This window comes from Nonomuraea sp. bgisy101, assembly GCF_057708945.1.
In genome coordinates this window covers 140,260-163,299 of record NZ_JBYITD010000004.1, presented here as the reverse complement: position 1 = coordinate 163,299, position 23,040 = coordinate 140,260, and the positions used below count along the sequence as shown (strand labels likewise).

22 protein-coding genes are annotated in these 23,040 nt (G+C 71.6%); 13 read left to right on the top strand and 9 right to left on the bottom strand.

The window, feature by feature from the left end:
* Nucleotides 1-71 precede the first annotated feature (71 nt).
* On the top strand, nucleotides 72-698 hold the full coding sequence (locus AC3EO4_RS09250; protein ID WP_431894867.1) for a class I SAM-dependent methyltransferase: 627 nt from the start codon (nucleotides 72-74) through the stop codon (nucleotides 696-698).
* Between the two features lie 55 nt (nucleotides 699-753).
* On the opposite strand, the gene AC3EO4_RS09245 is transcribed toward AC3EO4_RS09250, so the two are convergent.
* Nucleotides 754-2,049, bottom strand: coding sequence for an alpha/beta hydrolase (locus tag AC3EO4_RS09245; protein ID WP_431894865.1), 1,296 nt, complete (start codon nucleotides 2,047-2,049; stop codon nucleotides 754-756).
* A gap of 71 nt (nucleotides 2,050-2,120) precedes the next feature.
* Nucleotides 2,121-3,092, bottom strand: a complete 972-nt coding sequence (locus AC3EO4_RS09240; RefSeq protein WP_431894863.1) for an aldo/keto reductase — start codon at nucleotides 3,090-3,092, stop codon at nucleotides 2,121-2,123.
* A 61-nt stretch (nucleotides 3,093-3,153) separates the two neighbouring features.
* Here AC3EO4_RS09240 and AC3EO4_RS09235 point away from each other — a divergent pair, with 61 nt between their 5' ends.
* The 6 genes from AC3EO4_RS09235 to AC3EO4_RS09210 all read left to right on the top strand — a co-directional run bounded on the left by AC3EO4_RS09235 (nucleotide 3,154) and on the right by AC3EO4_RS09210 (nucleotide 9,975).
* The gene (locus tag AC3EO4_RS09235; protein WP_431894861.1) at nucleotides 3,154-4,041 is read left to right on the top strand and encodes a LysR family transcriptional regulator; all 888 of its coding nucleotides are present in this window, start codon (nucleotides 3,154-3,156) and stop codon (nucleotides 4,039-4,041) included.
* 21 nt (nucleotides 4,042-4,062) lie between these two features.
* Nucleotides 4,063-5,274 (top strand): ROK family transcriptional regulator, encoded by a 1,212-nt coding sequence (locus AC3EO4_RS09230; RefSeq protein ID WP_431894859.1) that lies wholly within the window; start codon nucleotides 4,063-4,065, stop codon nucleotides 5,272-5,274.
* A gap of 63 nt (nucleotides 5,275-5,337) precedes the next feature.
* Nucleotides 5,338-6,753, top strand: coding sequence for an aldehyde dehydrogenase family protein (locus AC3EO4_RS09225; RefSeq protein ID WP_431894857.1), 1,416 nt, complete (start codon nucleotides 5,338-5,340; stop codon nucleotides 6,751-6,753).
* 170 nt (nucleotides 6,754-6,923) lie between these two features.
* Nucleotides 6,924-7,583: a ThuA domain-containing protein gene (locus AC3EO4_RS09220; protein ID WP_431894855.1), complete on the top strand. Its 660-nt coding sequence runs from the start codon at nucleotides 6,924-6,926 to the stop codon at nucleotides 7,581-7,583.
* Nucleotides 7,580-8,593, top strand: a complete 1,014-nt coding sequence (locus AC3EO4_RS09215) for a hydroxyacid dehydrogenase (RefSeq protein ID WP_431894853.1) — start codon at nucleotides 7,580-7,582, stop codon at nucleotides 8,591-8,593. Before AC3EO4_RS09220 ends, AC3EO4_RS09215 begins: the two co-directional genes overlap by 4 nt.
* Before the next feature lie 407 nt (nucleotides 8,594-9,000).
* A complete protein-coding gene (locus AC3EO4_RS09210; protein WP_379575152.1) occupies nucleotides 9,001-9,975 on the top strand; it encodes an acetylxylan esterase in 975 nt (324 codons plus the stop codon).
* Nucleotides 9,976-9,978: 3 nt separating this feature from the next.
* Here the strand turns inward: AC3EO4_RS09210 and AC3EO4_RS09205 are convergent, their stop codons facing one another.
* The gene (locus AC3EO4_RS09205) at nucleotides 9,979-10,587 is read right to left on the bottom strand and encodes a bifunctional 4-hydroxy-2-oxoglutarate aldolase/2-dehydro-3-deoxy-phosphogluconate aldolase (protein ID WP_379575153.1); all 609 of its coding nucleotides are present in this window, start codon (nucleotides 10,585-10,587) and stop codon (nucleotides 9,979-9,981) included.
* A gap of 70 nt (nucleotides 10,588-10,657) precedes the next feature.
* On the opposite strand from AC3EO4_RS09205, the gene AC3EO4_RS09200 reads away from it, so the two are divergent.
* On the top strand, nucleotides 10,658-11,602 hold the full coding sequence (locus AC3EO4_RS09200; RefSeq protein WP_431894850.1) for a sugar kinase: 945 nt from the start codon (nucleotides 10,658-10,660) through the stop codon (nucleotides 11,600-11,602).
* A 36-nt stretch (nucleotides 11,603-11,638) separates the two neighbouring features.
* On the opposite strand, the gene AC3EO4_RS09195 is transcribed toward AC3EO4_RS09200, so the two are convergent.
* The 6 genes from AC3EO4_RS09195 to AC3EO4_RS09170 all read right to left on the bottom strand — a co-directional run bounded on the left by AC3EO4_RS09195 (nucleotide 11,639) and on the right by AC3EO4_RS09170 (nucleotide 17,443).
* Nucleotides 11,639-11,914, bottom strand: coding sequence for a HesB/IscA family protein (locus AC3EO4_RS09195; RefSeq protein WP_379575155.1), 276 nt, complete (start codon nucleotides 11,912-11,914; stop codon nucleotides 11,639-11,641).
* 95 nt (nucleotides 11,915-12,009) lie between these two features.
* Nucleotides 12,010-13,059 (bottom strand): LLM class flavin-dependent oxidoreductase, encoded by a 1,050-nt coding sequence (locus AC3EO4_RS09190; RefSeq protein WP_431894848.1) that lies wholly within the window; start codon nucleotides 13,057-13,059, stop codon nucleotides 12,010-12,012.
* Nucleotides 13,056-14,513, bottom strand: coding sequence for an APC family permease (locus AC3EO4_RS09185; protein WP_431894846.1), 1,458 nt, complete (start codon nucleotides 14,511-14,513; stop codon nucleotides 13,056-13,058). Before AC3EO4_RS09185 ends, AC3EO4_RS09190 begins: the two co-directional genes overlap by 4 nt.
* Nucleotides 14,497-14,751, bottom strand: a complete 255-nt coding sequence (locus AC3EO4_RS09180) for a hypothetical protein (protein ID WP_379575158.1) — start codon at nucleotides 14,749-14,751, stop codon at nucleotides 14,497-14,499. Before AC3EO4_RS09180 ends, AC3EO4_RS09185 begins: the two co-directional genes overlap by 17 nt.
* On the bottom strand, nucleotides 14,748-16,262 hold the full coding sequence (locus AC3EO4_RS09175) for an FAD-binding oxidoreductase (protein WP_379575159.1): 1,515 nt from the start codon (nucleotides 16,260-16,262) through the stop codon (nucleotides 14,748-14,750). Before AC3EO4_RS09175 ends, AC3EO4_RS09180 begins: the two co-directional genes overlap by 4 nt.
* Nucleotides 16,262-17,443 carry a (Fe-S)-binding protein gene (locus AC3EO4_RS09170; protein ID WP_431894843.1) on the bottom strand — a complete coding sequence of 394 codons (1,182 nt, stop codon included), beginning with the start codon at nucleotides 17,441-17,443 and terminating at the stop codon, nucleotides 16,262-16,264. Before AC3EO4_RS09170 ends, AC3EO4_RS09175 begins: the two co-directional genes overlap by 1 nt.
* 73 nt (nucleotides 17,444-17,516) lie before the next feature.
* On the opposite strand from AC3EO4_RS09170, the gene AC3EO4_RS09165 reads away from it, so the two are divergent.
* The 5 genes from AC3EO4_RS09165 to zwf all read left to right on the top strand — a co-directional run bounded on the left by AC3EO4_RS09165 (nucleotide 17,517) and on the right by zwf (nucleotide 22,975).
* Nucleotides 17,517-18,272, top strand: coding sequence for a FadR/GntR family transcriptional regulator (locus AC3EO4_RS09165; RefSeq protein ID WP_379575161.1), 756 nt, complete (start codon nucleotides 17,517-17,519; stop codon nucleotides 18,270-18,272).
* On the top strand, nucleotides 18,269-18,976 hold the full coding sequence (locus AC3EO4_RS09160) for a PDC sensor domain-containing protein (RefSeq protein ID WP_379575162.1): 708 nt from the start codon (nucleotides 18,269-18,271) through the stop codon (nucleotides 18,974-18,976). Before AC3EO4_RS09165 ends, AC3EO4_RS09160 begins: the two co-directional genes overlap by 4 nt.
* 23 nt (nucleotides 18,977-18,999) lie before the next feature.
* Nucleotides 19,000-19,956, top strand: a complete 957-nt coding sequence (locus AC3EO4_RS09155) for an acetylxylan esterase (RefSeq protein WP_379575163.1) — start codon at nucleotides 19,000-19,002, stop codon at nucleotides 19,954-19,956.
* Nucleotides 19,957-20,026: 70 nt separating this feature from the next.
* Entirely contained in the window at nucleotides 20,027-21,652 is a 1,626-nt protein-coding gene (gene pgi / locus AC3EO4_RS09150) for a glucose-6-phosphate isomerase (protein WP_379575164.1), read from the top strand.
* Between the two features lie 3 nt (nucleotides 21,653-21,655).
* Nucleotides 21,656-22,975, top strand: coding sequence for a glucose-6-phosphate dehydrogenase (gene zwf, locus AC3EO4_RS09145; RefSeq protein ID WP_379575165.1), 1,320 nt, complete (start codon nucleotides 21,656-21,658; stop codon nucleotides 22,973-22,975).
* Nucleotides 22,976-23,040: the final 65 nt, after the last annotated feature.

The following is a 23,040-nucleotide window of genomic DNA, read 5'->3' as shown; positions in this document are numbered from 1 at the left end:
CATCCCCGCGATCCGCCCCGGCACACCGGTCGCCAGGCGCTTCTGTCGGTGGCGGGTGGCATCATCCCTTCGTGACCACCTCGCCGCTCGTCTCCGACCCGGCCGCCTTCTGGGATCGTGCCGCCGCCTCCTTCGACGAGGAGCCCGATCACGGCCTGCGCGAGCCGTCCGTGCGCGAGGCGTGGCGGGCCCGGCTGATGTCCTGGCTGCCCGACCCGCCCGCCCGCGTGCTCGACGTCGGCTGCGGCACGGGATCCCTGGCGCTGCTGCTGGCCGAGGAGGGCCACACGGTCACCGGCGTCGACCTGTCACCCCGCATGGCCGAGCTGGCCAGAAGGAAGCTGGCGGGCCGGTCCGCCGAGGTGATCGTCGGCGACGCGGCCGACCCGCCCGTGGGCGAGAGCCGGTTCGACGTGCTGCTCTGCCGCCACGTGGTGTGGAACCTGGCCGATCCGCACGCCGCGCTGCGCCGCTGGCGCGACCTGGTACGGCCAGGCGGCAGGCTCGTGCTGGTCGAGGGCCGCTGGGGGACGGGCACCGCCGAGGGGATCCCGTGGGCGGGCGGCGTCAGGGCGCTCACGCTGTCGCAGGCGGTGCGCGACCTGGTCACCGAGCTGCGCGTGGAGCCATTGACCGATCCGCTGCTGTGGGGCAAGGAGATCGACGACGAGCGCTACGCCCTGATCGCGACCGTGTGAGCCGCTGAACGACGCAATGGCGTGGTTGCGGCGCGGTGGGACGGGTGAGGTCGGCTCACGGCGGGCCCTGGTAGCCGGGCGGTGGCTGGTCACCGGTGTAGTCCCGCAGCGGGCGGTCGGCGAGGAAGGCGCGGACGGCCGCCAGGTAGGCCGCCGGCTGGTCACGGTAGGCGTCGTGTCCCGCCCCTGGGAGGTAGACGAGCCTGGCGCGGGCCAGGGCGTGCAGGTAGCCGGTCGCCGACGACCAGCTCTGGTGGTCGCACGCGCCCTTGATGACCAGGACGGGGACGGCCTTGCCGGTGATGCCCTGCCGTACCCACGCGGGGGTGGGCCGGTCGGCGAGGGTGGCGTAGGCGCCGACGGAGGCATCCCTGGCGGCCGTTCGCCCGGCGGAGGCGCAGCGCCGGGGCGGGGCCAAGAGGCGGGGGTAGCCGGCGAAGCGGGTGTCGAGCTCGCGGTCGCCGACGACGGCGTGGGCGGTGGCCGGGTTCACCCGGGCGAGCGTGTACGCGGCCAGGACACGAGGGTGCAGCAGGGTCAGGGCCAGGTCGCGGTCGCGCGCGAGGTCCAGGCGGGCGAGCGTCACACCGGCGGGGGCGGGCGCGAGGTCGGCGGGCGAGGACAGCACGAGCTTGGCGACGCGCTCGGGGTGGCGGGCCAGGTAGCCGGCGGCCAGGCGCGCCCCGGAGGAGTGGCCTACCAGGACGAGCCGCTCGGCCTTCAGGTGTGCGCGGATCGCCTCCAGATCCTCGACATCCCTGTTCAGGCCGTATCCGCGGGGATCGGGCAGCCGTGCGGAGCGGCCCGCGCCGAGCTGGTCGTAGACGTAGACGGCATGCCCTTCGGCGGCCAGCGCGCCGAAGAACCGGGCGTCGCCGCCCAGGTCGGACAGGCCCGGGCCGCCGTGGAGGAACACCACCGGAGGTACGGCGCGCGGCCGCTTCGGGACCGCGGCCACGTAGGCGAGCGTGGAGCCGGTCGGAAGGGTCCAGGTCCGCTGACCCGCGACCGGCGCGGGCGCGGCGGCGGGGTCGAGTGGATGCAGGGTGGCGGTGGCGACCTGCCAGACGACCACGCTCTCGACGCCGAGGATCGCCAGCGCGCGCGACCACCGGGGGAGTCTGGCGGCTGGACGGGGGAGCAGCAGGAGCAGGCCGAGGAACAGGATCGCGGCGAAGGCGGCCAGCGCGGCGCCGAGCAGGACGGTGGGAGAGGCGGCCACGGTGGACAGGCCCGCCAGCGTGGCCAGGGCGAGCACGGGGGCGAGCACGATGACGCCGGCACCGGCCAGCGCGCGGCCCAGCACGCGCAGGCCGCGCCTGACGGGACGACGCCACCCGGGCAACGGCACAGGCCCGAAGCTACTGGAAGATCGTCGAAGGTGGCCAGGCCTCTCGCCTCACCCCCGTGCGGGCGGCGGTGTCAGAGAAGGGTGCCGCCGACGACGTCGAACGAGGCCAGCGCGCGCTCCAGCCGCGCCAGCGTGTCCGGGTGGAGCGTGATGTCGGCGGCCTCCAGGTTCTCGGTGATGTGCGCGGGCGTCCTGCTGCCGGGGATGGGGACGACATGCGCGTCCTGGTGCAGCAGCCACGCCAGCGCGAGCTGGGCGGGGGTGATGCCGAGCTCGGTGGCCAGCAGCCTGATCGGCGCGTACCTGTCGTTGTTCTTCGCGAGGTTCTCGGCGTCGAACCGTGGCGCGTTGTGCCGGAAGTCGCCCTCCTCCAGCTTCGAGACGTCACCGGTGAGGAAGCCGGAGCCCAGCGGGCTCCACGCCACCACGCCGACGCCGAGCTCCCGTGCCGTCGCCAGCAGATCGGGCTCGATCGGGCGCCACATCGACCACTCCACCTGCACCGCCGCGATCGGCAGCACGCCGTGTGCCCCGCGCAACTGCTCGGCCGTCACGTTGGACAGGCCCGCGTGCCGTACCAGACCGGCCTCCACCAGGTCGGCGACCGCGCCCATGGTGTCCTCGACGGGCACCCCTGGGTCCGGGTAGTGCAGGTAGTACAGGTCGATCACGTCGGTGTCCAGGTTGCGCAGGCTGCGCTCGGCGTAGCCGCGCACCAGGGAGGGGTCGGCGTTGCCGCGCAGCTCGCCGAACGCGTAGCCGACGGGGATGGCGCGGGAGCCCACCCCCGAGGGCACGGCCAGACCGAACTTGGTCGCCACCACGACCTCCTCCCGCCCCTTGATCGCCCTGCCGACGAGGCGCTCGTTGTGCCCGTCGGGCCCGTAGGCGTCGCTGGTGTCGATGTGGGTGCCCCCGTGGTCGAGCACGTGGCGCAGCGCGTCCAGCGCCCGGTCGTCGTCGACGGAACCGTAGATGCCGGGTGAGAGGACCATCGCCCCGAAGCCGATCGGGGGGACGGCGAGCTTGCCAAGAGTTCTCATGCCCCGAGCATCGTCCCCCGGGGCCGCCGAGGTCCAAGACATGCCGGTATAACCCATGGTTATGGACGTCCATCTGCGCGAGCTGCAGTATTTCGTCGCCGCCGCCGAGGAACTGCACGTGACGCGGGCGGCCGAGCGGCTCTTCGTGTCCCAGCCCGCGCTGTCCAAGCAGCTCAGGGCGCTCGAACGGCAGGTCGGCTGCCGGCTGTTCGACCGCGTGCCGAGCGGCTTGGCGCTCACCCGGCAGGGCGAGGCGCTCCTGCCGGTCGCCCGTGACCTGCTCGCCCGCTGGGACGAAGGCCTCGACCTGGTACGGCAGGCGGCCCCCGCCGGCACGCTGGTCGTCGGACTGCAGACCGCCGTGGGGCGGGGGATCCAGGCCGAGGCGCTACGCCTCTTCAGACAGCGGATGCCCGGCTGGGCGGTGTCCTTGCGGGTGGTCGGATGGGACGACCCGAGCGTGGGCCTGGCCGACGGCACCTCGGACGTGGCGTTCCTGTGGCTTCCCGCGCCCGAGGGGCTCGCGACGTTCGTGCTGTCGACCGAGCGGCGTTTCGTCTGCATGCCCGAGAGCCATCCGCTGGCGGGGCGGCAGGAGATCGGCTTCGACGAGCTCGGGGACCAGCCCTTCGTGGCGCTGCCCGTGGCGGCGGGACCGTTGAGGGAGTTCTGGCTCGGCAGGCCCGACGCGATCGTCGGCGCCGAGGCGAGCTCGGCCGACGAGGTGTTCGAGGCGGTGCTGGCCGGTCTCGGGCTCGTGTTGCTGGCGGAGGGCAACGCCGAGCTGTACAAACGTCCAGGGCTGGTCAGTCGTCCCGTCACGGGCCTGTCACCCGCCTGCCTGGCCATCGCCTGGCGGGCCGCCGACCGCCGCCCCGCCGTGGTCTCCTTCCTGAAGTCGCTGGTCCCCGGCGACCTCGAAGATCACCTGGGCGGCGGCGGGGCCTGACGCTCTGGCACAATCCAGTCTGTGAAACGTGCGGTCCAGCAGACGACCCGTGACCTGCGTCGCCACAATCGCTCCACCCTCCTGTCGCGGCTCTACCTGCAGGGGGCCGCCAGCAGGCAGGACCTCACCAGGGCGTCTGGGCTGAGTTCGGCGACGGTCAGCAACGTGGTCGGCGACCTGCTCGCAGACGGCGTGGTCGCCGAGGGCGGGCTGGTCGAGTCCGACGGCGGGCGGCCGAGCGTCCTCATCGAGGTACGCGGTGCGTTCGGGCACGTCGTCGGTGTCGACATCGGCGAGACACACGTCCAGATCGGGCTGTTCGACTTCACGCTGCGCACGATCGCGACCGCGACCTGCCCGGTGGCGGGCACGAGCGTGGACCCCGAGGCGGTGGCCGAACTCGTCATCGCGGGAGTGGACGAGGTGAGCGCCAAGGTGGGCCTGGACCCGCGCGACCTGCTGGGAGTCGGCGTGGGCGTGCCGGGCGCCGTCGTCGCGGACGGGCGCGAGCTGGTCTACGCCCCCACGCTCGGCTGGACGGCGGTGCCGCTGGCGGACATGCTGCGCAGGGGGATCGAGGCCCCGCTGTTCATCGACAACTGCGCACGCACGCTCGGCAAGGCCGAGATGTGGCGGGGAGGGGGGCGCGGCGCGAAGCGGGCGGTCGTCGCGCTGCTCGGCGTCGGAGTGGGCGCGGCGGTCACCACGGCGGCCGGGTCCTTCGCGGACGCGACCAGCACGACCAGCGAGTGGGGCCACACCGTCATCGAGGTGGGCGGCAGGCCGTGCAGGTGCGGGTCGAGGGGCTGCCTGGAGGCCTACGTCGGCGCCGAGGCGATCCTGGAGGAGTACCTGGCCCTGCCCGAGTCCACGCCGTTCGAGGCGGGCGACACCGAGTCGCGCCTGGCCGAGCTGGTGGCCCGCGCGGACCAGCCCACCGCCGCCGAGGTGCTCGGCAGAAGCGCCGAGTACCTCGGCATCGGCATCACCAACCTGGTCAACATGCTCGCCCCCGACCTGGTGGTGCTGTCGGGCTGGGCGGGCGCGATCCTGGGGCCCGCCGTCCTGCCGAGGGTCCGTGACACCGTCAGGCGCCACGCGCTGGCCTACCTCTACGGGCACGCGCGCATCGAGCTCGGCAGGCTCGGCCCCGAGGCGGTCGCCATGGGCGCGGCGACGCTCCCGGTCGTCCAGGTGCTCGCGAACGGGGGTTCCGGCCGGGCTCATGATTGACCGCCAGGCCGCTTGGACTTAACTTAAGTCGTGTACTAAGTCGCCGATCCGATCGGAGTGGGAATGAGCTTGCTCTACATCGACGGGACGTGGCGCGCGCCGGCCTCCGGCAGGACCGGCATGGTGCGGGAGAAGGCGACGGGCGCGCCGCTCGGCCGCTACGCCATGGGCGACGCCGGCGACGTCGACGCCGCGGTACACGCCGCCCGCGCCGCACAGCCCGGCTGGGCGGCGCTCGCCGCGCCCGAGCGGGCCGCCTACCTACGGCGGATGGCCGACCACCTTCAAGGCCGCTTCGAGGAACTCGTCACGCTGAGCATGCGCGAGACGGGCGGCGTGCGCGCCAAAGGAGAGGACGAGGTCGGCACCGGCATCCGCCAGCTGCACATCTCGGCCGTGCAGGCGACGGAGAACGCGGGGGACATCCTGCCGCCCTACAAGGCGGGCAAGCTGTCGCTGTCGCGGGCCGTGCCGCTGGGCGTGCTGGGCGTCATCACCCCCTGGAACTACCCCCTGAACCTGGCCATGCGCGTCGTGGCGCCAGGGCTCGCCTTCGGCAACACGATCGTGCTCAAGCCCGCCGAGCTGACGCCCGTCATCGGCGGCCAGGTCCTGGCGGAGGCGGCCGAGCACGTGGGGCTGCCGCCGGGGGTTCTCAACGTGGTCACCGGCGAAGGGGTCGACGCCGGCCGGCCGCTGGCCGCCCACCCCGGCGTCGACCTGGTCGACTTCACCGGATCGCGCCAGGTGGGCCTGGAGATCGCCGCCGCGGCCGCCGCAGGCCTTCGGCCCGTCAGGCTCGAACTCGGCGGCGACAACGCCTTCCTCGTCCTGGACGACGCCGACGTCGAGCTGGCCGCCTCGTGCGCGATGATCGCCTCCCTGGAGTTCCAGGGCCAGACGTGCATCAGCTCCAGCAGGCACATCGTCACCCGCGCGGTGGCCAGGCCGTACATCGCGGCGATCACGCGCAGGGCCGAGGCGCTCCGCGTGGGCGATCCGCTGAGCGGCGAGGCCGATCTCGGGCCGCTGATCAGCGAGGCGCAGCGCGACAGGGTGCACAGGACGATCGTCGAGCCGTCCGTCGCGATGGGCGCGAGGATCGCCACAGGCGGCACCTTCGACGGGCTGTTCTACCGGCCGACCGTGCTCACCGAGGTCACGCCGGACATGCCGGCCTTCACCGAGGAGATCTTCGGCCCTGTCCTGCCGGTGACCGTCGTGGAGAGCGAGGAGGAGGCGATCGCCCTGACCAACGGGTACCCGATGCTCATGAACTCCGTCTTCACCCAGGACCTCATGCGCGGCATGCGGGTCGCCGAACGGCTGCAGGCCGGCGAAGTGCACGTCAACGACGCGCACGCCAGGCACGGCGCGGAGGACCAGATGGCGGGCTTCACCAAACGCCAGTGGATCGGCCTCCAGCGCACGCCGCTGACGCTTCCGGCATGGGCCGCCGCCCCCTCGGACGCCCGGTGAGCGGCCCCGAACGCCGGGGGATGAGCGGCCCCGAACGCCGGGGGATGAGGGGCCCCGAGCGCCGGGGGATGAGCGGCTCCGAGCGGTGGGGGATGAGGGGCTCCGAGCGGCGGACGACGGGCGGCTCCGCGCGTCGGACGATGAGCGGCACCGCGCGTCGGGCGTTGGTCGTGCGCGGAGGATGGGAGGGCCACGCGCCCGTGGAGGCGACCGACCTGTTCCTGCCCGACCTGAAGGAAGCAGGATTCGACGTCACCGTCGCCGCCGACCTCGACGTCTACGCCGACGAGGAGCTGCTGGCGGGCACCGACCTGATCGTGCAGTGCTGGTCGATGGGGCGGCTCACCGCCGAGCAGTGCTCGGGGCTGGTGTCCGCCGTCCACGCTGGCACCGGGTTCGCCGGCCGGCACGGGGGCGTGGTGGCCACGTTCACCGACAGCCCGGACTACCTGCGCATGGTCGGCGGCCTGTTCCTCTTCCACCCCGCGGACTTCCTCGACTACCGGGTCGTCATCAGGCCCGAGCACGCCGAGCACCCGATCATGGCGGGCCTGGCCGACTTCGACGTGCACAGCGAGCAGTACTGGATGCTGTCCGACGGCCTGAACACCGTGCTGGCGAGCACCACCGTCGACCCGGCGGACGGCGGGCAGGGCGGCGGGCAGGGCGGCGGGCAGGGCGGCGGGCCCCTCGACATGCCCGTGGTGTGGACCAGGCGGTGGGGCGAGGGCAAGATCTTCTTCTCCGCGATCGGCCACCGGACGGCCGACCTGCGCGCTCCCACGGTGCGCACGCTCACCTCGCGCGGACTCGTCTGGGCCGCCCGGTGAGCGCCGCAGGTCAGGAGGTCGTCACGGCGATGGCGCCGGGACTGCCCGAGCGGCTCTTCCGAGGGGAGCGCGCCGACCGGCTGCGGGCGCTGGCGGGGGACGCCTGGCGCACGCCGCTCACCCACCTCACCGGCGAGATCGCCGGTGAACGGCTGGCGTCCGCGCGCGTGCTCCTGACCGGCTGGGGCGCCCCCGTGATCGACGAGGCGGCGCTCGCGCTCGCTCCGCGGCTGGTGGCCGTCGTCCACGCGGCGGGGTCGGTGAAGGGCCACGTGGCGCGGGCCGTCTTCGACAGGGGGGTCGCGGTCAGTTCGGCGGCCGACGCCAACGCGGTCCCGGTGGCCGAGTACACGCTCGCGGCGATCCTGCTGGCCAACAAGGGTGTGCCGGCCATGGCCGCGGAGTACCGCCGACGCAGGGCCTATGTGGACGTGCTCGGCGACTACCGGGACGTCGGCAACTACGGCAGGACCGTGGGTCTGGTCGGCGCGTCGCGGACCGGCCGCAGGGTGGCCGAGCTGCTGCGGCCGTTCGACGTGGAGGTGCTGATCAGCGACCCGTATCTCGACGAGGCGGGAGCCGGCGCGCTGGGCGCGAGGAAGGTCGCCCTGGACGAGCTGTTCCCCTCCAGCGACGTCGTCTCGCTGCACGCCCCCGCGACGGCCGAGACCAGGCATCTGGTGACCGCCGCCCGGCTGGCGGCGATGCCGGAGGGCGCCACCCTGATCAACACCGCGCGGGGATCGCTGGTCGACCACGACGCCCTGGTGGCCGAGCTGAGCACGGGCCGCCTCTCGGCCGTCCTGGACGTCACCGAACCCGAGATCCCGCCCCGCGACTCGCCGCTGTGGGAGCTGCCGAACGTGGTACTGACTCCACACGTCGCCGGATCCCTCGGCACCGAGCTCGAACGGCTTGGCGCGCACGCGCTGGCCGAGGTGTTCAGGGCCCTCGACGGCGGCCCGCTGCGGCACCCCGTGGACCCGGCCCTCCTCGGCGTCACAGCCTGACCCCGGAGCGGCGTCACGGCCTGGCCCAAAGTCGTGGCACGGCCTGGCCCCGAAGTGGTGGCACAGCCTTACCCCGGAGCGGTGGCACGTGGCGGTCCCGCTTTCTGGAGCCTGAACGAGACCGGCGATGACCGGCAGGCACGGCGTTACCGCCGGCCGCGCCCATCTGTTGCGGTTTCCGCCCCTCTTGGGGCGTGAGCCTGCGGGCCTTGTCCGGTTGCGTCACCTGAGGTGCGGGGTCAAGATCCGGGGCTGTGTACGCGGGGTCAAGGTGCGGGGCGTGTCATGGGGGCGGGTCAAGGAGGGCGGGGCGTCTGGAGGCGGATGTCAAGGAGTGGGTGGATAGCGCTTTCACCGCTCGATGAGATGAAATGTGAGGACCCGATCGCTGACGTTGGGAGACCCCTGTGCCCCTGTTCGACCTTCCCCTCGACCGGCTGCGTGAATACCGCCCCGACCGTGACGAGCCCGCCGACTTCGACGCGTTCTGGAGCGAAACCCTCGCCGAGGCCGCCGAGCACGACCTGGCTCCCTCGTTCACACCCTACGATCTGCCGTTGACCGCCGTGGACGTCTACGACACCTCCTTCGCCGGCTGGGCAGGCCACCGGATCAACGCCTGGCTGATCGTGCCGCGCGGCGCCGAGGGGCCCGTGCCGTGCGTGATGCAGTACATCGGCTACTCGGGCGGAAGGGGGTTCGCCCACGATCACCTCACCTGGCCGGCCGCGGGCCTCGCGGTGCTGGTCGTCGACACCCGCGGCCAGGGCGCGCACAACCTGACCAGCCCCGGCGCCACCGCCGACCCGCACGGCGGGCTGTCGCCGCAGGCTCCCGGCATGATGACCAGGGGCATCCTCGACCCGGCCGACTACTACTACCGCCGCGTGTTCACCGACGCCGTCAGGGCCGTGGAGGTGGCCGAGAGCCACCCCGCCGTCGACGCCGACAGGATCGTGGTGTCGGGCGGCAGCCAGGGCGGCGGCATCGCCCAGGCGGTCGCCGCTTTGCGGCCCTCGGTGAAGGGGGCCTTGGTCGACGTCCCGTTCCTCACCCACTTCCGCAGGGCGGTGGAGATCACCGGTCGCGACCCCTACCAGGAGATCGTCCGCTTCCTGGCCACCCAGCGGGCCAGCGCCGACACCGTGTTCCGCACCCTGTCCTACTTCGACGGCCTGAACTTCGCCGCGCGCGGCCGGGTTCCCGCGCTCTACTCGGTGGCGATGATGGACGACGTGTGCCCGCCCTCGACGGTGTTCGCCGCCTACAACCATTGGCAGGGTGACAAGGAGATCACCGTCTGGCCGTGGAACAACCACGAGGGCGGCGGCGGCTTCCAGCGCGAGGAACAGCTCAGGTATGTGGCCAAGCTGCTGGCCTGAGCGTCAACGCAACGACTCGAGCAGCGCACGGACGCGGGGGGTGACCTCCTCCGGCTCGCCCCGGGTGAGCTCGCCGCCCATGCCGACGGCCACTGCCCCTGCGGCGACCCACTCGGGCGCGGTGGCGGCGCTCACCCCGCCCGTGGGCACGATCGGGGCCTGCGGGAGCGCCTGCAGGAGGTCGCGCAGCGCCTTCGGCGAGGTCTGCGAGGCGGGGAAGAGCTTGACGAGATCGGCGCCCGCCTCCAGCGCGGCGACGATCTCCGTCGGCGTCGACGCGCCCGCGACCACCGGCACGCCGTGGCGGTGGCCGGCGCGGATCACCCCGTCACTGAGCGCGGGGCAGACCAGGAAGCGGGCGCCCGCCTCGATCGCCATCACCGCCTGGGCGGCGTCGAGCACGGTGCCCGCGCCGACGAACGCGCCGGTCGCCAGCGTGCGGACGGCGTTCAGGGCGCCTGGAGTGGACAGCGAGACCTCGATGGCGGCCAGGCCGGCGAAGGCGAGGCGCCTGCCGTACGCGATGGCGGTCTCCTCGGACGGTGCCCGGATGATGCCGATCACCCGGTCGGCCACCACGCGCTCGGTCAGCCGCCACCTGAAGTCCCGCACGGGCGCTCCTACCGGAGTGATGGGATGATTCTCCGCATTGTAGAAGCAAGCCGCGAGCGAGGGAGATGTGGTGACTCGTCCTGACGTGGTCGGGGTCGGAGAGGCGATGGTGCTGCTCCAGCCCGCTGAGGGGGAGAACCTGGCGACCGCCGAGCGGATGGACGTGCACGTCGGCGGGGCCGAGTTGAACGTGTGCGCGGCCGTCGCGAGGCTCGGCGGCTCGGCGTGGTTCGCCTCGCGGGTCGGCGCGGATCCGTTCGGCGAGCGCGTCAAGGCCGCCGCCCGCTCCCTCGGCGTCGGCACCACCCTGGTCGGCCGCGACGACACCAGGCCGACAGGGGTCTTCTTCAAGGACGTGCTGCCGGACGGCGCCAGGCGCGTCCACTACTACCGGGCGGGCTCCGCGGCCGCGGGCATGGACGAGGGCGACGCCGCCGCGATCCTCGACGCCAAGCCGAGGACGATCGTCGTCAGCGGGATCACGATCGCGCTGGGAGAGGGCCCGGAGCGGCTCGTCAGGGCCCTGGCCGAGGGCGCGCGTTCGGCAGGGGCGCAACTGGTCGTCGACCCGAACCTCCGCCCCACGCTCGGCAGGCAGGACCGGGTGCTCGCCACCGTCCTCGACCTCCTGCCGCGCACCGACCTGCTGGTGCTCGGCCAGGACGAGGCAGGGCCGCTGTTCGGCGTCACGGAGCCCGCCGACGTCTTCTCCGCGGCAGGCTCCGGCCGCTCCGACGGGATCGAGGTGGTGCTGAAGGCGGGTGCGGACGGCGTGTTCTTCCACGGCGAGGACGACGAGCCCCGCCACCTGCCGAGCGCCGCGCGCGCGGTGCGCGACCCCGTCGGCGCGGGTGACGCGCTGCTCGGCGGCTACCTGGCCGCCCGGCTCGCCGGCGCCACGCGCGAGCGCGCGGCCCGTGTGGGCAGCGCACTCGCCGGCCGCATCGTGGAGGTGCACGGCGACGTCGAGGGCCTCCCCTCGGCCGCCGAGGCCGCCGCGCTCCTCGCGGGATGATCGGATGTGACCGGGAGCCCCCCGAGAGGCCTCCGGTCAACCGGTGACGTGGAAGGCGACCCCGCCCTCCCCGTCGGTGTCGGCGTCCAGCGACTTGTCGTCGAGGACGCTGGCCGCCACGGGGTCGAGATAGACCCTGGCTCCTTCGGCCTCCACCACCTCATCGGTGGGTTCGGGCGCGGTGGCCATGCTGAGCACCAGGGAACCCTGGCCGTCCCCCTGTGACGAGATGCGGATACCGCTGGCCTCCGCGTCCTGCTGGGCGGTCAGATCCTTGATGACCTGGGCTGCGTTGGGTGTGAGAGTGAGCACTACGGCTCCTCCTCGTTTCTCGGTTGCAGGGATCCGGGGTCCTTGCCCCATCTGCTTCGCCCTACACACCCGCCGAGCCGCCACGTTCCCGAAGTTCAGGAGAACGCGGGCATGACACGGTCATGAATCAGTCTGAGCTGCTCCTCCACCGAGGCGACATCAGGGAGATCGCGGCCCATGAACTGCTTGACCAGCGTCGCGTCCGTCACCGCGAGGATCATGTGGTTGACCCCCGAAGGCTCGATCTCGCGCCTGATCTTCTCCACGCACTCCTCGGGGGTGCCCGCGATCGACAGCCTGTCGCCCAGCTCGGGGCTGGTCAGCTCGATGGCCCTGGCCAGGTCGCCCGCTCCCAGCGCGTCGACGATGGGCTTCATGGCGTTCGGGTCCACCCCGTTGCGCTCCAGCTGCTCGGCGGGCATCGACGAGGCGTACAGGCCGACCATGCTGCGTGCGGCCTCCTTGGCCACGGCGGAGTCGTGGCCGGTGGCGAAGACGACCCATGCGCCGATGTCCATCGACGACCAGTCCTTGCCCGCCTTCTCGGCGCCCGTCCTGAACTCCGAGACCAGGAAGTCGTAGGCCTCGCGGGTGTAGCTGAGCGCGTGGTGCACGCCGTCCGACAGCTCGCCGGCCGCGCGGAAGGATCGCGGCCCGCGCATCGCGCCGAGCTTCACCGGCACGTGCTCCTGCACGGGCCTGGCGAAGGTGAACAGTCCGTTGTAGCGGAAGAACTCGCCCTCGAACGTGATCGCGCCGTCGTCCAGGAGCGTGCGGACGACGTGCGCGGCCTCCTTCACGCGCGACAGCGGCCTGGAGACGGTCCAGTCGATGCCGTACTGCGCCAGCAGCCCGAAGTTGCCGCTGGACAGCACCACCTCGGCGCGGCCGCCGCTGAGCTCGTCGAGCGTGGCGGCGGCCTGGGCGATGAGCGAGGGCTCGCGCAGCACCACGGAGGAGACGCTCGGGCCGAACCTGATCCTCTCGGTCTGCTGCGAGGCCGCGGCGAACAGCAGCCACAGGTCCTTGTGCCAGGTCTCGTCCGCCGCGTAGCAGGCGTGGAAGCCCAGCTCGTCGGCCAGTCTGATGGCCGCCAGCGACTCCTGGAGCGGGTAGTCGGGCAGCATCACATAACTGAACTTCATCGCTCCTCCTGGGGAATGGCGTCGCCCGCCGGGGCCACGCCGAGTTCCTGCGGTCTGGCCACGACCAGGTACAGCGCGCCCAGACCCACGACGACCAGGCCGGAGAGCGCCACGAGCCAGTTGTCGTACCAGGCGGCGTCAGGCGTTCTCGGCCAGATCATGTTCACGATCGCCAGCACGCCGTACACCAGCGCGCCGACGTTGACCGCCAGGCCTGCCGCGCCCAGCGTGAACGGACCCGAAGGGCGCCACCCGAGCAGCCGCGCCCTCAGCGCCGCCAGCACCACCATCTGGAAGCCCAGGTAGATGCCGAGCGTCGCGAATGAGATGATCTTGACGAGGGCGTCCTCCGAGATGATCGAACCGGCCACCACGAGCGCGGGCACGACCGCGGCGACCAGCAGCGCGTACGGCGGGACGTGCCGCGCGGCCGAGAACCTGCGGAACAGCCCGCTCCCGACGATCATGCCGTCGCGCGCGTAGGAGTACAGCAGCCTGCTCGCCGCCGCCTGCAGGCTCAGCGCGCACGACAGGAACGACACCAGCACGATCCCGAGCACCACCCGCAGCCCCACGGGGCCGAACGCCGTGGTCAGCACGTCCGAGACGGGGTCGGGGCTCGCGCCCGAGATCACCGCCGCGAAGTCCGGTACGGCCAGCAGCAACGCCAGGCAGACGAAGATCGCCGCCGCCCCTCCCACGTAGATCGTCATGCGCATGGCCTTAGGGATGCGCCGCGTCGGGTCGGGGACCTCCTCGGCCACGTCGCCGCACGCCTCGAACCCGTAGTACTGGAAGATGCCGATCAGCCCTGCGGCCAGGAAGGCGGCGAGATAGCCGGTCTCCGATCCCGCGCCGAACGAGTCGAACAGCACGCCGAGCCCGTGATGCCGCTGCGTCAGCAGCAGCCAGCCGCCCACCGCCAGCGCCCCCACCAGCTCGGCCGAGAAGCCGATGATCGCCGCGAGGGCCAGGGCCCTGGTCCCCGCCAGGTTGATCGTCACCGCGACCGCCAGGATGAGCAGCGCGCACATGATCGTGTTCGTCGTGCTCACGCCGATGCCGAGGAACGCCGACAGGTAGGGGCCCGCGCCGTAGGCGACGCTGGCGATGGTGACCAGCAGCGCGATCAGGTAGACCCAGCCGGTCATCCACGCCCACGTGCGCCCCCACAGGCGCCGCGCCCACGGATAGATGCCGCCCGTCAGCGGGTACTGCGAGACGATCTCGCCGAACACCAGGGCCACCAGGAACTGCCCCACGCCGACGATCACCAGGCTCCAGATCATCGGCGGCCCGCCGGTGGCCAGCGAGACCGCGAACAGCGTGTAGATCCCGACGACGGGAGACAGGTAGGTGAAGCCGAGCGAGAAGTTGGCCCAGAGGCTCATCTCCCTGCGGAACTCGGAGGTGTAGCCGAGGTCGGCCAGCCTGCCGTCATCGGTCGAGGTCATCGAGCAGCTCCTCGCCCGAGATCACCTTGTGCGCGAAGTGCCTGTGCATCCAGGCCAGGTGGTCGGCGCGGGAGCGGGCCAGGCGGAGCGTGTCCCAGTTGGGGAAGGTCTGCTGGGTCACGTGCTCGGTCATGAGGGCCGGATCCACCTCGTAGACGTGCTCGAACCTGGTGACCGCCACCTCCGAGGCGCGTTCGGGCGGGGGCGGGGTCATCTCGTCGTGGTAGCGGTAGCTCACGGCTCCTCCTCACCCGGCGTTCCGGCGTAGGCGCGGTCGAGCAGGTACTTGCCCGGATTCATGATGTTGTGCGGGTCGATGGCACGTTTGATGGCGAGCATCACGTCGAAGCCGCCGCCGAGCTCCTCGGGCACGAGGTCCACCTCGCCCTCGCGGCACGAGCCGTGGCAGGCGCTGATCGAGCCGCCGTTGCTCAACGCCACCGCCGCCAGGTCGCGCTTGGCGGCCACCCACGCGGCCCACGCCGCGTCGTCGAGGCGCTGCTCCCAGATGCCGATGTCGATCTCGGTCAGGTAGTCGGCGCCCGTGGAGCCGTTGGTGTAGGCGAACATGCCCCAGTCGTCGAACACGTCCGACTCCCGCCGCAGCCGGTCGGCGATCTCGTGCCACGCCAGCCGTACGGCGGGCAGCCTGGTGTAGTTGATCGAGGCGTCCTCGCAGTGCCAGCTCATCGGCACCACCTGCCCAGAGCGGGTCCGCCCGTGCAGGGGGGTGGCGTAGCGGTCGTGGCGGGCGGCCCAGTCCCCTTCGGAGATCTCGTCGCCCAGGTAGCGCGCGCCCATCGAGCGGGCGATCCGCAGCAACCGACTGCCGCCGGCGCGTACCTCGTCCTCGTAGCCGTACAGGGCGGCGCAGACCAGCGCCTTCACCGAGGACGGCTGCGGGATGTAGGCCTCGTCGTCGCGTCGCAGGTAGGCGACCTTCCACTCGTCGAACAGCACCGCGCCCGCGAACGTGGCCACGCCCGCCCTCGCCAACCGGCCGACCACCGCGTAGGCGGTGTCGTAGTCCTCGAACGCCCAGAACGGTGAGAACTCGGCCTCCGGCTTGGGAAACAGCTTCAGCGTGGCCTCGGTGGCGATGCCCAGCGTGCCCTGGTGGCCCATGAACAGGTGTTTCAGCTGGTAGCCGCTCGACGATTTGGTGATCTTCCTGCCGATGCCGTCGCCGACGTGGATGACCTGCCCCGTCGGCAGCACGTGGTCGAAGCTGAGCACTAGGTCGCGGCTGTGGCCGTACCGCGAGCCGATGAGCGACCAGCCGCTGGTGCCGATCCTGCCACCGACCAGCGAGCAGGGATAGGAGGCGGGGTCGTCCGGGTAGATCAGGTCGTGTCGTGAAAGCACCTCGTTGAGCTTCAGCGCGTTGATACCTGTGCCGACCGTGCACGTCCTGTTCTCGAGGTCGATCTCCTTGATCTGGTTGATCCGCTTCACATCGACCACGATGCCGCCCCGCAGCGGCACCGCGCCGTCGGTCAGCCCGGTGCCGCCGTCGCGCGGCACCACGGGGATCCGATGGGTGTGCGCGAGCCTCAGCACCTCGGCCACCTCTTCGGTGGAGCCCGGCATGACCACCAGGTCGGGCATCCGCTCCGCCCACCTGTGCACGGGGAAGGGCGCGGGCACGCGCGTCCTGTTGAGCCGGTCGGCCCTGCCCGTCAGCACGTGCTCGCGGCCGAGGACCCGCCGCAGTTCCTCCAGGACCGGGTCGTCCATGGTGATGGTCATCAGGCCACCCCCAGCGACTCGGCGAGCAGCTCGTGCAGGTCCACCACGCCGATGGCGCGCGCGGCGCCCGCCTCCGTCAGGGGCCTCTCGGCCCACGGGCAGGCGGTGACGAGGGTGTCGACGCCCAGCTCGGCCGCCTTGCCCATGCGTGTCTCGCTGATCCTGGCCGTCAGTTCGGGTTTCTCGACGGCCAGGCCGCCGCCCGCGCCCGAGCAGTAGGACCACTGGGTGACCCTGTCCACGTCGTGGAAGGTCAGACCAGGGATCGCCCGCAGGATCTCGCGCGGCTCCTGCCAGATCCCCTTGCGCTTGTTGAGCCTGCACGGGTCGTGGTAGGTCACCGTCCGTTCCACGGGCACGTGCGGGACCAGCCGCCCCTCCCTCAGCAGTGCGGCGAGCAGCTCGATGACCAGCACCACCTCGATGTCGAACGCCTCCCCGAAGTACTTCGGATAGTCCTCGGTGAAGGTGATGTAGTCGTGCGGGTCGAGGACCAGGACGCGGCGCACGCCCCCGGCCCTCCAGTCCTCCAGGTTGTGCCGGGCGAAGCGGAGGGCCTGCTCCTCGTAGCCCATCTCGGCCGCGGGCCCGCCACAGCACCACTGCTCGTTCATCAGGCCGAACTTGTAGCCCGCCAGGTTGAGCAGCCGGGCCACCGCCCTCGGAGCCGTGGTCCGGTGGAAGGCGGCCTCGCAGTCCACGAACAGGATCGTCTCCCCGCCCACCGGCAGGTCGAGCCCCTGTGCCCAGTCGCGTACCCGAGCCTGTGACACCCCTGAGGTCACAGGCTCGTGCGTCTTCTCGTCGGTGAGCAGGTTCCATCGCTGCCAGCCCGGCTGGTGCACCCCCTCCCGTACGGCGAGCGCGCGCACGGCCTTGACCAGGTCGACGGTTCTGGTGCGGAAGCGGTAGAAGTCGCCGGTGAACAGCGAGTTGGGGCAGCGCAGCTCGCACGCGCCGCACCCGGTGCAGTTGACGTAGTCGGCCGCGACGTCGGCGACCTCGAGCGAGCCCTGCTCCATCGCCACCACGTTGGCGTGGAAGGCGGTGGGGCTCCACGACTCGTTGCGCGTGACCTGCATGACGGGGCAGACCTCGCGGCAGAACTTGTGGCCTGAGGAGAAACAGTTGTAGGCGGCGTTCCGCCACTCCTCGGCGAACCTCTTCTCGGGATCAGGCAACGGACGCCTCCCTCAGATCGGGTTGCGATTAAAACTATGAGTTCATATTTCAAAAGGCAATATGCTGTCTGCTGTGCATCAGCTCCCCGGCGCCGCTGTCTTCGCCCCCGTCGACGACGGCTCGGGCAGGGTCGAGGTCGTGGTCAGGCGCCTGGCCGAGGCGATCGCGCTCGGCCTCATCGCCGACGGCGACCAGCTCCCGGCCGAGCTGGAGCTGGCAGCCTCGCTCAACGTCTCCACCGTCACCCTGCGCGCCGCCCTCGCGGCCCTGCGCGAACGCGGCCTCGTCGAGACCAGGCGCGGCAGGGGCGGCGGCACGTTCGTGCGCGGACCCGCCGATCCCTCCACCACCAGGCTCAGGAACAGGCTGCGCGAGCTCAGCAGCTCCGAGCTGCGCGAGATCGGCGACTACCGCGCCGCCATCGCGGGCGCCGCCGCCCGCCTCGCGGCCACGCGCGCCTCGGCCGACCAGGTCGCCAGACTCCACCACGTCGTCGACCGCCTCGAAGCGGCCACCACCGTCGGCGAGCGCCGCCGCGCCGACGGACGCTTCCACATCGAGGTCGCCGCCGCGGCCCAGTCCGTCAGGCTCACCCGAGCGGAGATCGACATCCAGTCCGAGGTCGGTGAGCTCCTCTGGCTCCCGTACGGCGAAGCCGTCGACCCGCAGGAGGTCGTGCGCAGCCACCGCCAGGTCATCGACGCCATCACCGCACGGCAGGCCGACCGCGCCCGAACGTTGACCGAGGAGCACCTCGACAGGGGGACCGAGCGTCTGATGGAGTTCCATTGGCGACTTGTCACCCAGGACCAACGGGAGTGGCGATGAGCGATCCACACGTGGCTCTCGTGGCCGAGCGGGTCCACGCGATCGTCGAGGACGTCTTCCGCGCGCTGGAGGACATCAGGGCGGGCATGGAGGCCTGCTACCGATCCCATCCCACCTTCACCTCCGCCGATCTGGCCGGCGTGCGCCCCCAGATCTTCGGGTGCCTGCGCCGCCTGCACGGCATCGCCGCGGGCAGCGGCGTGATCGTCGCCCCCGGCGTGCTGGCCGACCGGCCGCGCTGGCTCGACTGGTGGCAGGCCCCGCCCGACGACGACCCCATCTTCCTCGACGTCGACCTCAACCCCGAGAGTCTCGACTTCTACGACTACACCGCCGCCGAATGGTTCGCCGTCCCGCGGCGCACGGGCTGCCGCCACGTCGTCGGCCCCTACGTCGACTACGGCGGCACCGACACCTACATGCTCACCTTCACCACGCCCGCCCGGGTCGACGGCCGCTTCCTCGGCGTGGTCGGCGCCGACGTGCGGGCCGCCAGGTTCGAGGCGCTCCTGCTCGGCGTGCTGGCCGCCTGCCCGACCCAGGTGACGCTGGTCAACGCCGAGGGCAGGGTCGTGGCGGCCAACTCGCCCAGACTCCCCGCCGGCTCGCTGCTCCTGCGCGAGGGAGCCGAGACCGAACGCCTTCCCGATCCGCCGTGGAGCGTCGTTTCCGACGCGAGAGAGAGGGCGGTTAAGCTGGCCTGACGATCTTGCATGGAGGGCTGGCTTTGATACCGCGGCACGAGTTCACCTTCGACCCCACCTACGGCTACGACCTCGACGCGCTGCTGGCCGTACCGGCGCCTGCCGCGCCCGTCGACTTCGAGGAGTTCTGGCGCGGCCGGCACGAGCAGGCGATGGCGGTCAGCGTCGCGCCCAAGCTCGGCCCCGTGGAGTGGGAGGCCGACGGCCTGCGCTTCCACGGCGTGACCTACACCTCCACCGGCGGGTTCAGGGTCGGCGGCTGGCTCAGCGTCCCCGCCGACGGCCGCGTCACCAGGGCGCGCGTCGTCGCCCACGGCTACGGCGGCAGGGACCAGCCCGAGGTCAGGGTCAACATCCCGGGCACGGCGACCATCTGGCCGTGCGCCCGCGGCCTGCCCACCCGCAGCCTCCACCCCGACCTGCCCTCCGACGCGCAGGAGCACGTGCTGCACGGCATCGGCTCCCGTGAGACCTACATCCACGGCGGCTGCGTCGCCGACATGTGGTGCGCCGCCACCGCGCTGGCCGAGCTGCTGCCCGAGACGGCCGCCGTACGGCTCGACTACATCGGCTCCAGCTTCGGCGGCGGCATCGGCCCCTTCGTCCTCGCCTTCGACGACAGGTTCGCCGGCGGCGCGCTGGTCATCCCGAGTTTCGGCAACCACCCGCTGCGGGTGACGCTGCCCTGCACGGGAAGCGGCGCGGCCGTACGCGCCTACCACGCCGAACATCCCGAGGTCCTCGACGTGCTCGCCTACTTCGACTCCGCCACCGCCGCCACCTTCGTGCGCACGCCCGTGCACGTGGGCGCGGCCCTGTTCGACCCCGCGGTCCCCCCTCCGGGGCAGTACGCCATCTACAACGCTCTCGCCGGCCCCAAGGAGCTGTTCGTCCTGGAAACCGGACACTTCGACCACCCGGAAGAAGCAGCGCAGGAAGAGGCGTTGACGCAGTCGCAATATCGGTTCATGACCGCTTGATAACCTCCCCGCGGTGCGATGGATCGGCCATCGCGGGTACGTCGTCAGGTTGAGAGTGCGAGGAGGAGACGTGGACATCAGTCGAAGCGCCGAATGGGCGGCGCTGAAGGCCAACCACGAGGCCGTGGCGGGTAAGCACCTGCGGGAGCTGTTCGCCGAGGACCCCGGCAGGGCCGAGCGGATGAGCCTGACGGCGGGTGAGCTCTACCTCGACTACTCCAAGCACCGCGCCACCGCCGAGACGATGGAGCTGCTGCTGGCGCTGGCCGAGAAGGCGGGTCTGCGCGAACGGATCGACGCCATGTTCGCCGGCGAGCACATCAACGTGAGCGAGGACAGGGCCGTCCTGCACACGGCGCTGCGCATGCCCGTCGACGCCAAGCTCGTCGTCGACGGGCAGGACGTGGTCGGCGACGTGCACGCCGTCCTCGACAAGATGAGCGACTTCAGCGCCAGGGTCCGCTCAGGGGAGTGGAAGGGCCAGACGGGCCAGGCCATCAAGACCGTGGTGAACATCGGCATCGGCGGCTCCGACCTCGGGCCCGCCATGGCCTACGAGGCGCTGCGCGACTACGCCGACGCGGGCATCACCGGCAGGTTCGTCTCCAACATCGACCCCGCCGACATCCACGGCGCGCTCAAGGACCTCGACCCCGCCACCACGCTGGTCATCGTCAGCTCCAAGACCTTCACCACGCTCGAGACGCTGACCAACGCCAAGGTGGCCCGCGCCTGGCTGGTCGGCGCCCTCGGCGAGGACGCCGTCGCCAAGCACTTCGTCGCCGTCTCCACCAACGCCGAGAAGGTCGCCGAGTTCGGCATCGACACCGCCAACATGTTCGGCTTCTGGGACTGGGTCGGCGGGCGCTACTCCTTCGACGGCGCCATCGGCCTGTCACTGATGATCGCCATCGGGCCCGAGCGCTTCCGCGAGATGCTCGACGGCTTCCACTCCATCGACGAGCACTTCCGTAACGCGCCGTTCGAGGCCAACATGCCGGTCCTCATGGGCCTGCTCAACGTCTGGTACACCGACTTCTTCGACGCCGAGACGCACGCGGTCCTGCCGTACAGCCAGCGGCTGCACCGCTTCCCGGCCTACCTGCAGCAGCTGACCATGGAGTCGAACGGCAAGTCGGTCCAGGCCGACGGCACGCCGGTGACCGTACCGACCGGAGAGATCTTCTGGGGCGAGCCGGGCACCAACGGCCAGCACGCCTTCTACCAGCTCCTGCACCAGGGCACGCGGCTGGTGCCCGCCGACTTCATCGGCTTCGGCCGGCCCAACGTGGACGCCGAAGGCATGCACGACCTGCTGACGGCCAACCTGTTCGCGCAGACCTCGGCGCTGGCGTTCGGCAAGACCGCCGAGGAGATCGCCGCCGAGGGCACGTCCGCCACGATCGTGCCGCACAAGGTGATGCCGGGCAACCGGCCCACCTCCACCATCCTCGCCCCCCGGCTGACGCCCTCCACTCTCGGCCAGCTCGTCGCCCTCTACGAGCACATCGTGTTCGTCGAAGGCACGATCTGGGGCATCGACTCCTTCGACCAGTGGGGCGTCGAGCTGGGCAAGAAGATGGCGATGGACCTGGCTCCCGCGCTCACCTCGGAGGAGCCCCCCGCGCAGGCACCCGACGCCTCCACCGCCGCACTGGTGCGCAAGTACAGGGAGATGCGGGGAAGAAGGGCCTGAACCATGGCGCTGGTCCTGTTCGGTGTAACGGGCGACCTGGCGAAGAAGATGCTGCTGCCGGCGCTCGACAAGCTCGCGGACACGGGCCGGCTGGACGTGCCGGTCGTCGGGGTGGCCAGGACCGACTTCGACCTCGACGGCCTGCGCGCCTTCGCGCGCGAGGCGGTGGGCAAGGACCTGTCACCCCGTCTTGACCTGCGCCTGGTCGCCGGCGACTTCGCCGACCATGGCACCTTCGAACGGCTGCGTGAGGCGGTCGAGGGGCTCGGGTTCCTCACCCACTACCTCGCCGTGCCGCCCTCGCTGTTCGCCACCGTCGCCAGGGGCCTGGCCGCCGTCGGCCTCAACGCCGACGCGCGGCTGGTCGTGGAGAAACCCTTCGGCCACGACCTGGAATCGGCCAGGCGGCTGAACGCCGAGCTCCTGACCTGCTTCGACGAGGACCACCTCTTCCGCGTCGACCACTTCCTCGGCATGGAACCCGTCGAGGACCTGATCGTCTTCCGCTTCGCCAACACGACGCTGGAGCCCATCTGGAACCGCACCTACGTGCGCAACGTCCAGATCACCCTGGCCGAGGACTTCGGCGTCGCCGACCGGGGATCGTTCTACGACGAGGTCGGCGCGCTGCGCGACGTCCTGCAGAACCACCTGCTCCAGCTGCTGGCTTACACCGCCATGGACGCCCCGCCGTCCGACGACGTCCGCGCCGTCCTCGACGAGAAGTGGCGGGTGCTGCGCTCGGTCCGCGCCGTCCAGGAATCCGACGTGCTGCGCGGGCAGTACGAGGGGTACAGGGACACCGACGGCGTGGCCCCCGGCTCGCGCACCGAGACGTTCGTCGCGCTGCGCGCCACGATCGACAACTGGCGGTGGGCAGGCGTGCCGTTCTTCATCCGCACCGGCAAGTGCCTGCCCGTCCACACCCTGGAGATCGTCGCCGAACTGCGCGAACCGCCCGTCTCCTTCTTCAGGTCGGCTCCCGCGCCGAACCTCATCAGGTTCACGCTGCACCCCGACCCCGGCGTGACCTTCGACCTGCTGGCCAAGGAACCCGACGTGCAGGACAGGACGCGCCCCGTGCCGGTCTCGGTCGACTTCACCAAGGTGCTCGGGCCCATGGAACAGGCCTACGAGCAGGTCCTGAAGGACGCGCTCGCGGGGGACCCCCGTCACTTCGTGCGGTTCGACCTGGTGGAGGAGTCCTGGCGGATCGTCCAGGACGTCCTGACGTTCGACAGCACGCCCGAGCCCTACGCCAGAGGCACCTGGCCTGAGGGCGAGGACCGCCTCGTGCCCGGCGGCTGGCACCCGGTCGGCTGACCTCGCCCTGACCGCCGGCGGCACACCGGTGACACCCCGACGCGAGCCGTTCCCGGTTCCGCGCG

Coding starts and splice junctions, on each gene's coding strand:
- AC3EO4_RS09240 (WP_431894863.1), bottom strand. CDS start 3,092: ATGAGAACTCTTGGCAAGCTCGCCGTCCCCCCGATCGGCTTCGGGGCG.
- AC3EO4_RS09235 (WP_431894861.1), top strand. CDS start 3,154: ATGGACGTCCATCTGCGCGAGCTGCAGTATTTCGTCGCCGCCGCCGAG.
- AC3EO4_RS09225 (WP_431894857.1), top strand. CDS start 5,338: ATGAGCTTGCTCTACATCGACGGGACGTGGCGCGCGCCGGCCTCCGGC.
- AC3EO4_RS09190 (WP_431894848.1), bottom strand. CDS start 13,059: ATGAAGTTCAGTTATGTGATGCTGCCCGACTACCCGCTCCAGGAGTCG.
- AC3EO4_RS09185 (WP_431894846.1), bottom strand. CDS start 14,513: ATGACCTCGACCGATGACGGCAGGCTGGCCGACCTCGGCTACACCTCC.
- AC3EO4_RS09175 (WP_379575159.1), bottom strand. CDS start 16,262: ATGACCATCACCATGGACGACCCGGTCCTGGAGGAACTGCGGCGGGTC.
- AC3EO4_RS09160 (WP_379575162.1), top strand. CDS start 18,269: ATGAGCGATCCACACGTGGCTCTCGTGGCCGAGCGGGTCCACGCGATC.
- zwf (WP_379575165.1), top strand. CDS start 21,656: ATGGCGCTGGTCCTGTTCGGTGTAACGGGCGACCTGGCGAAGAAGATG.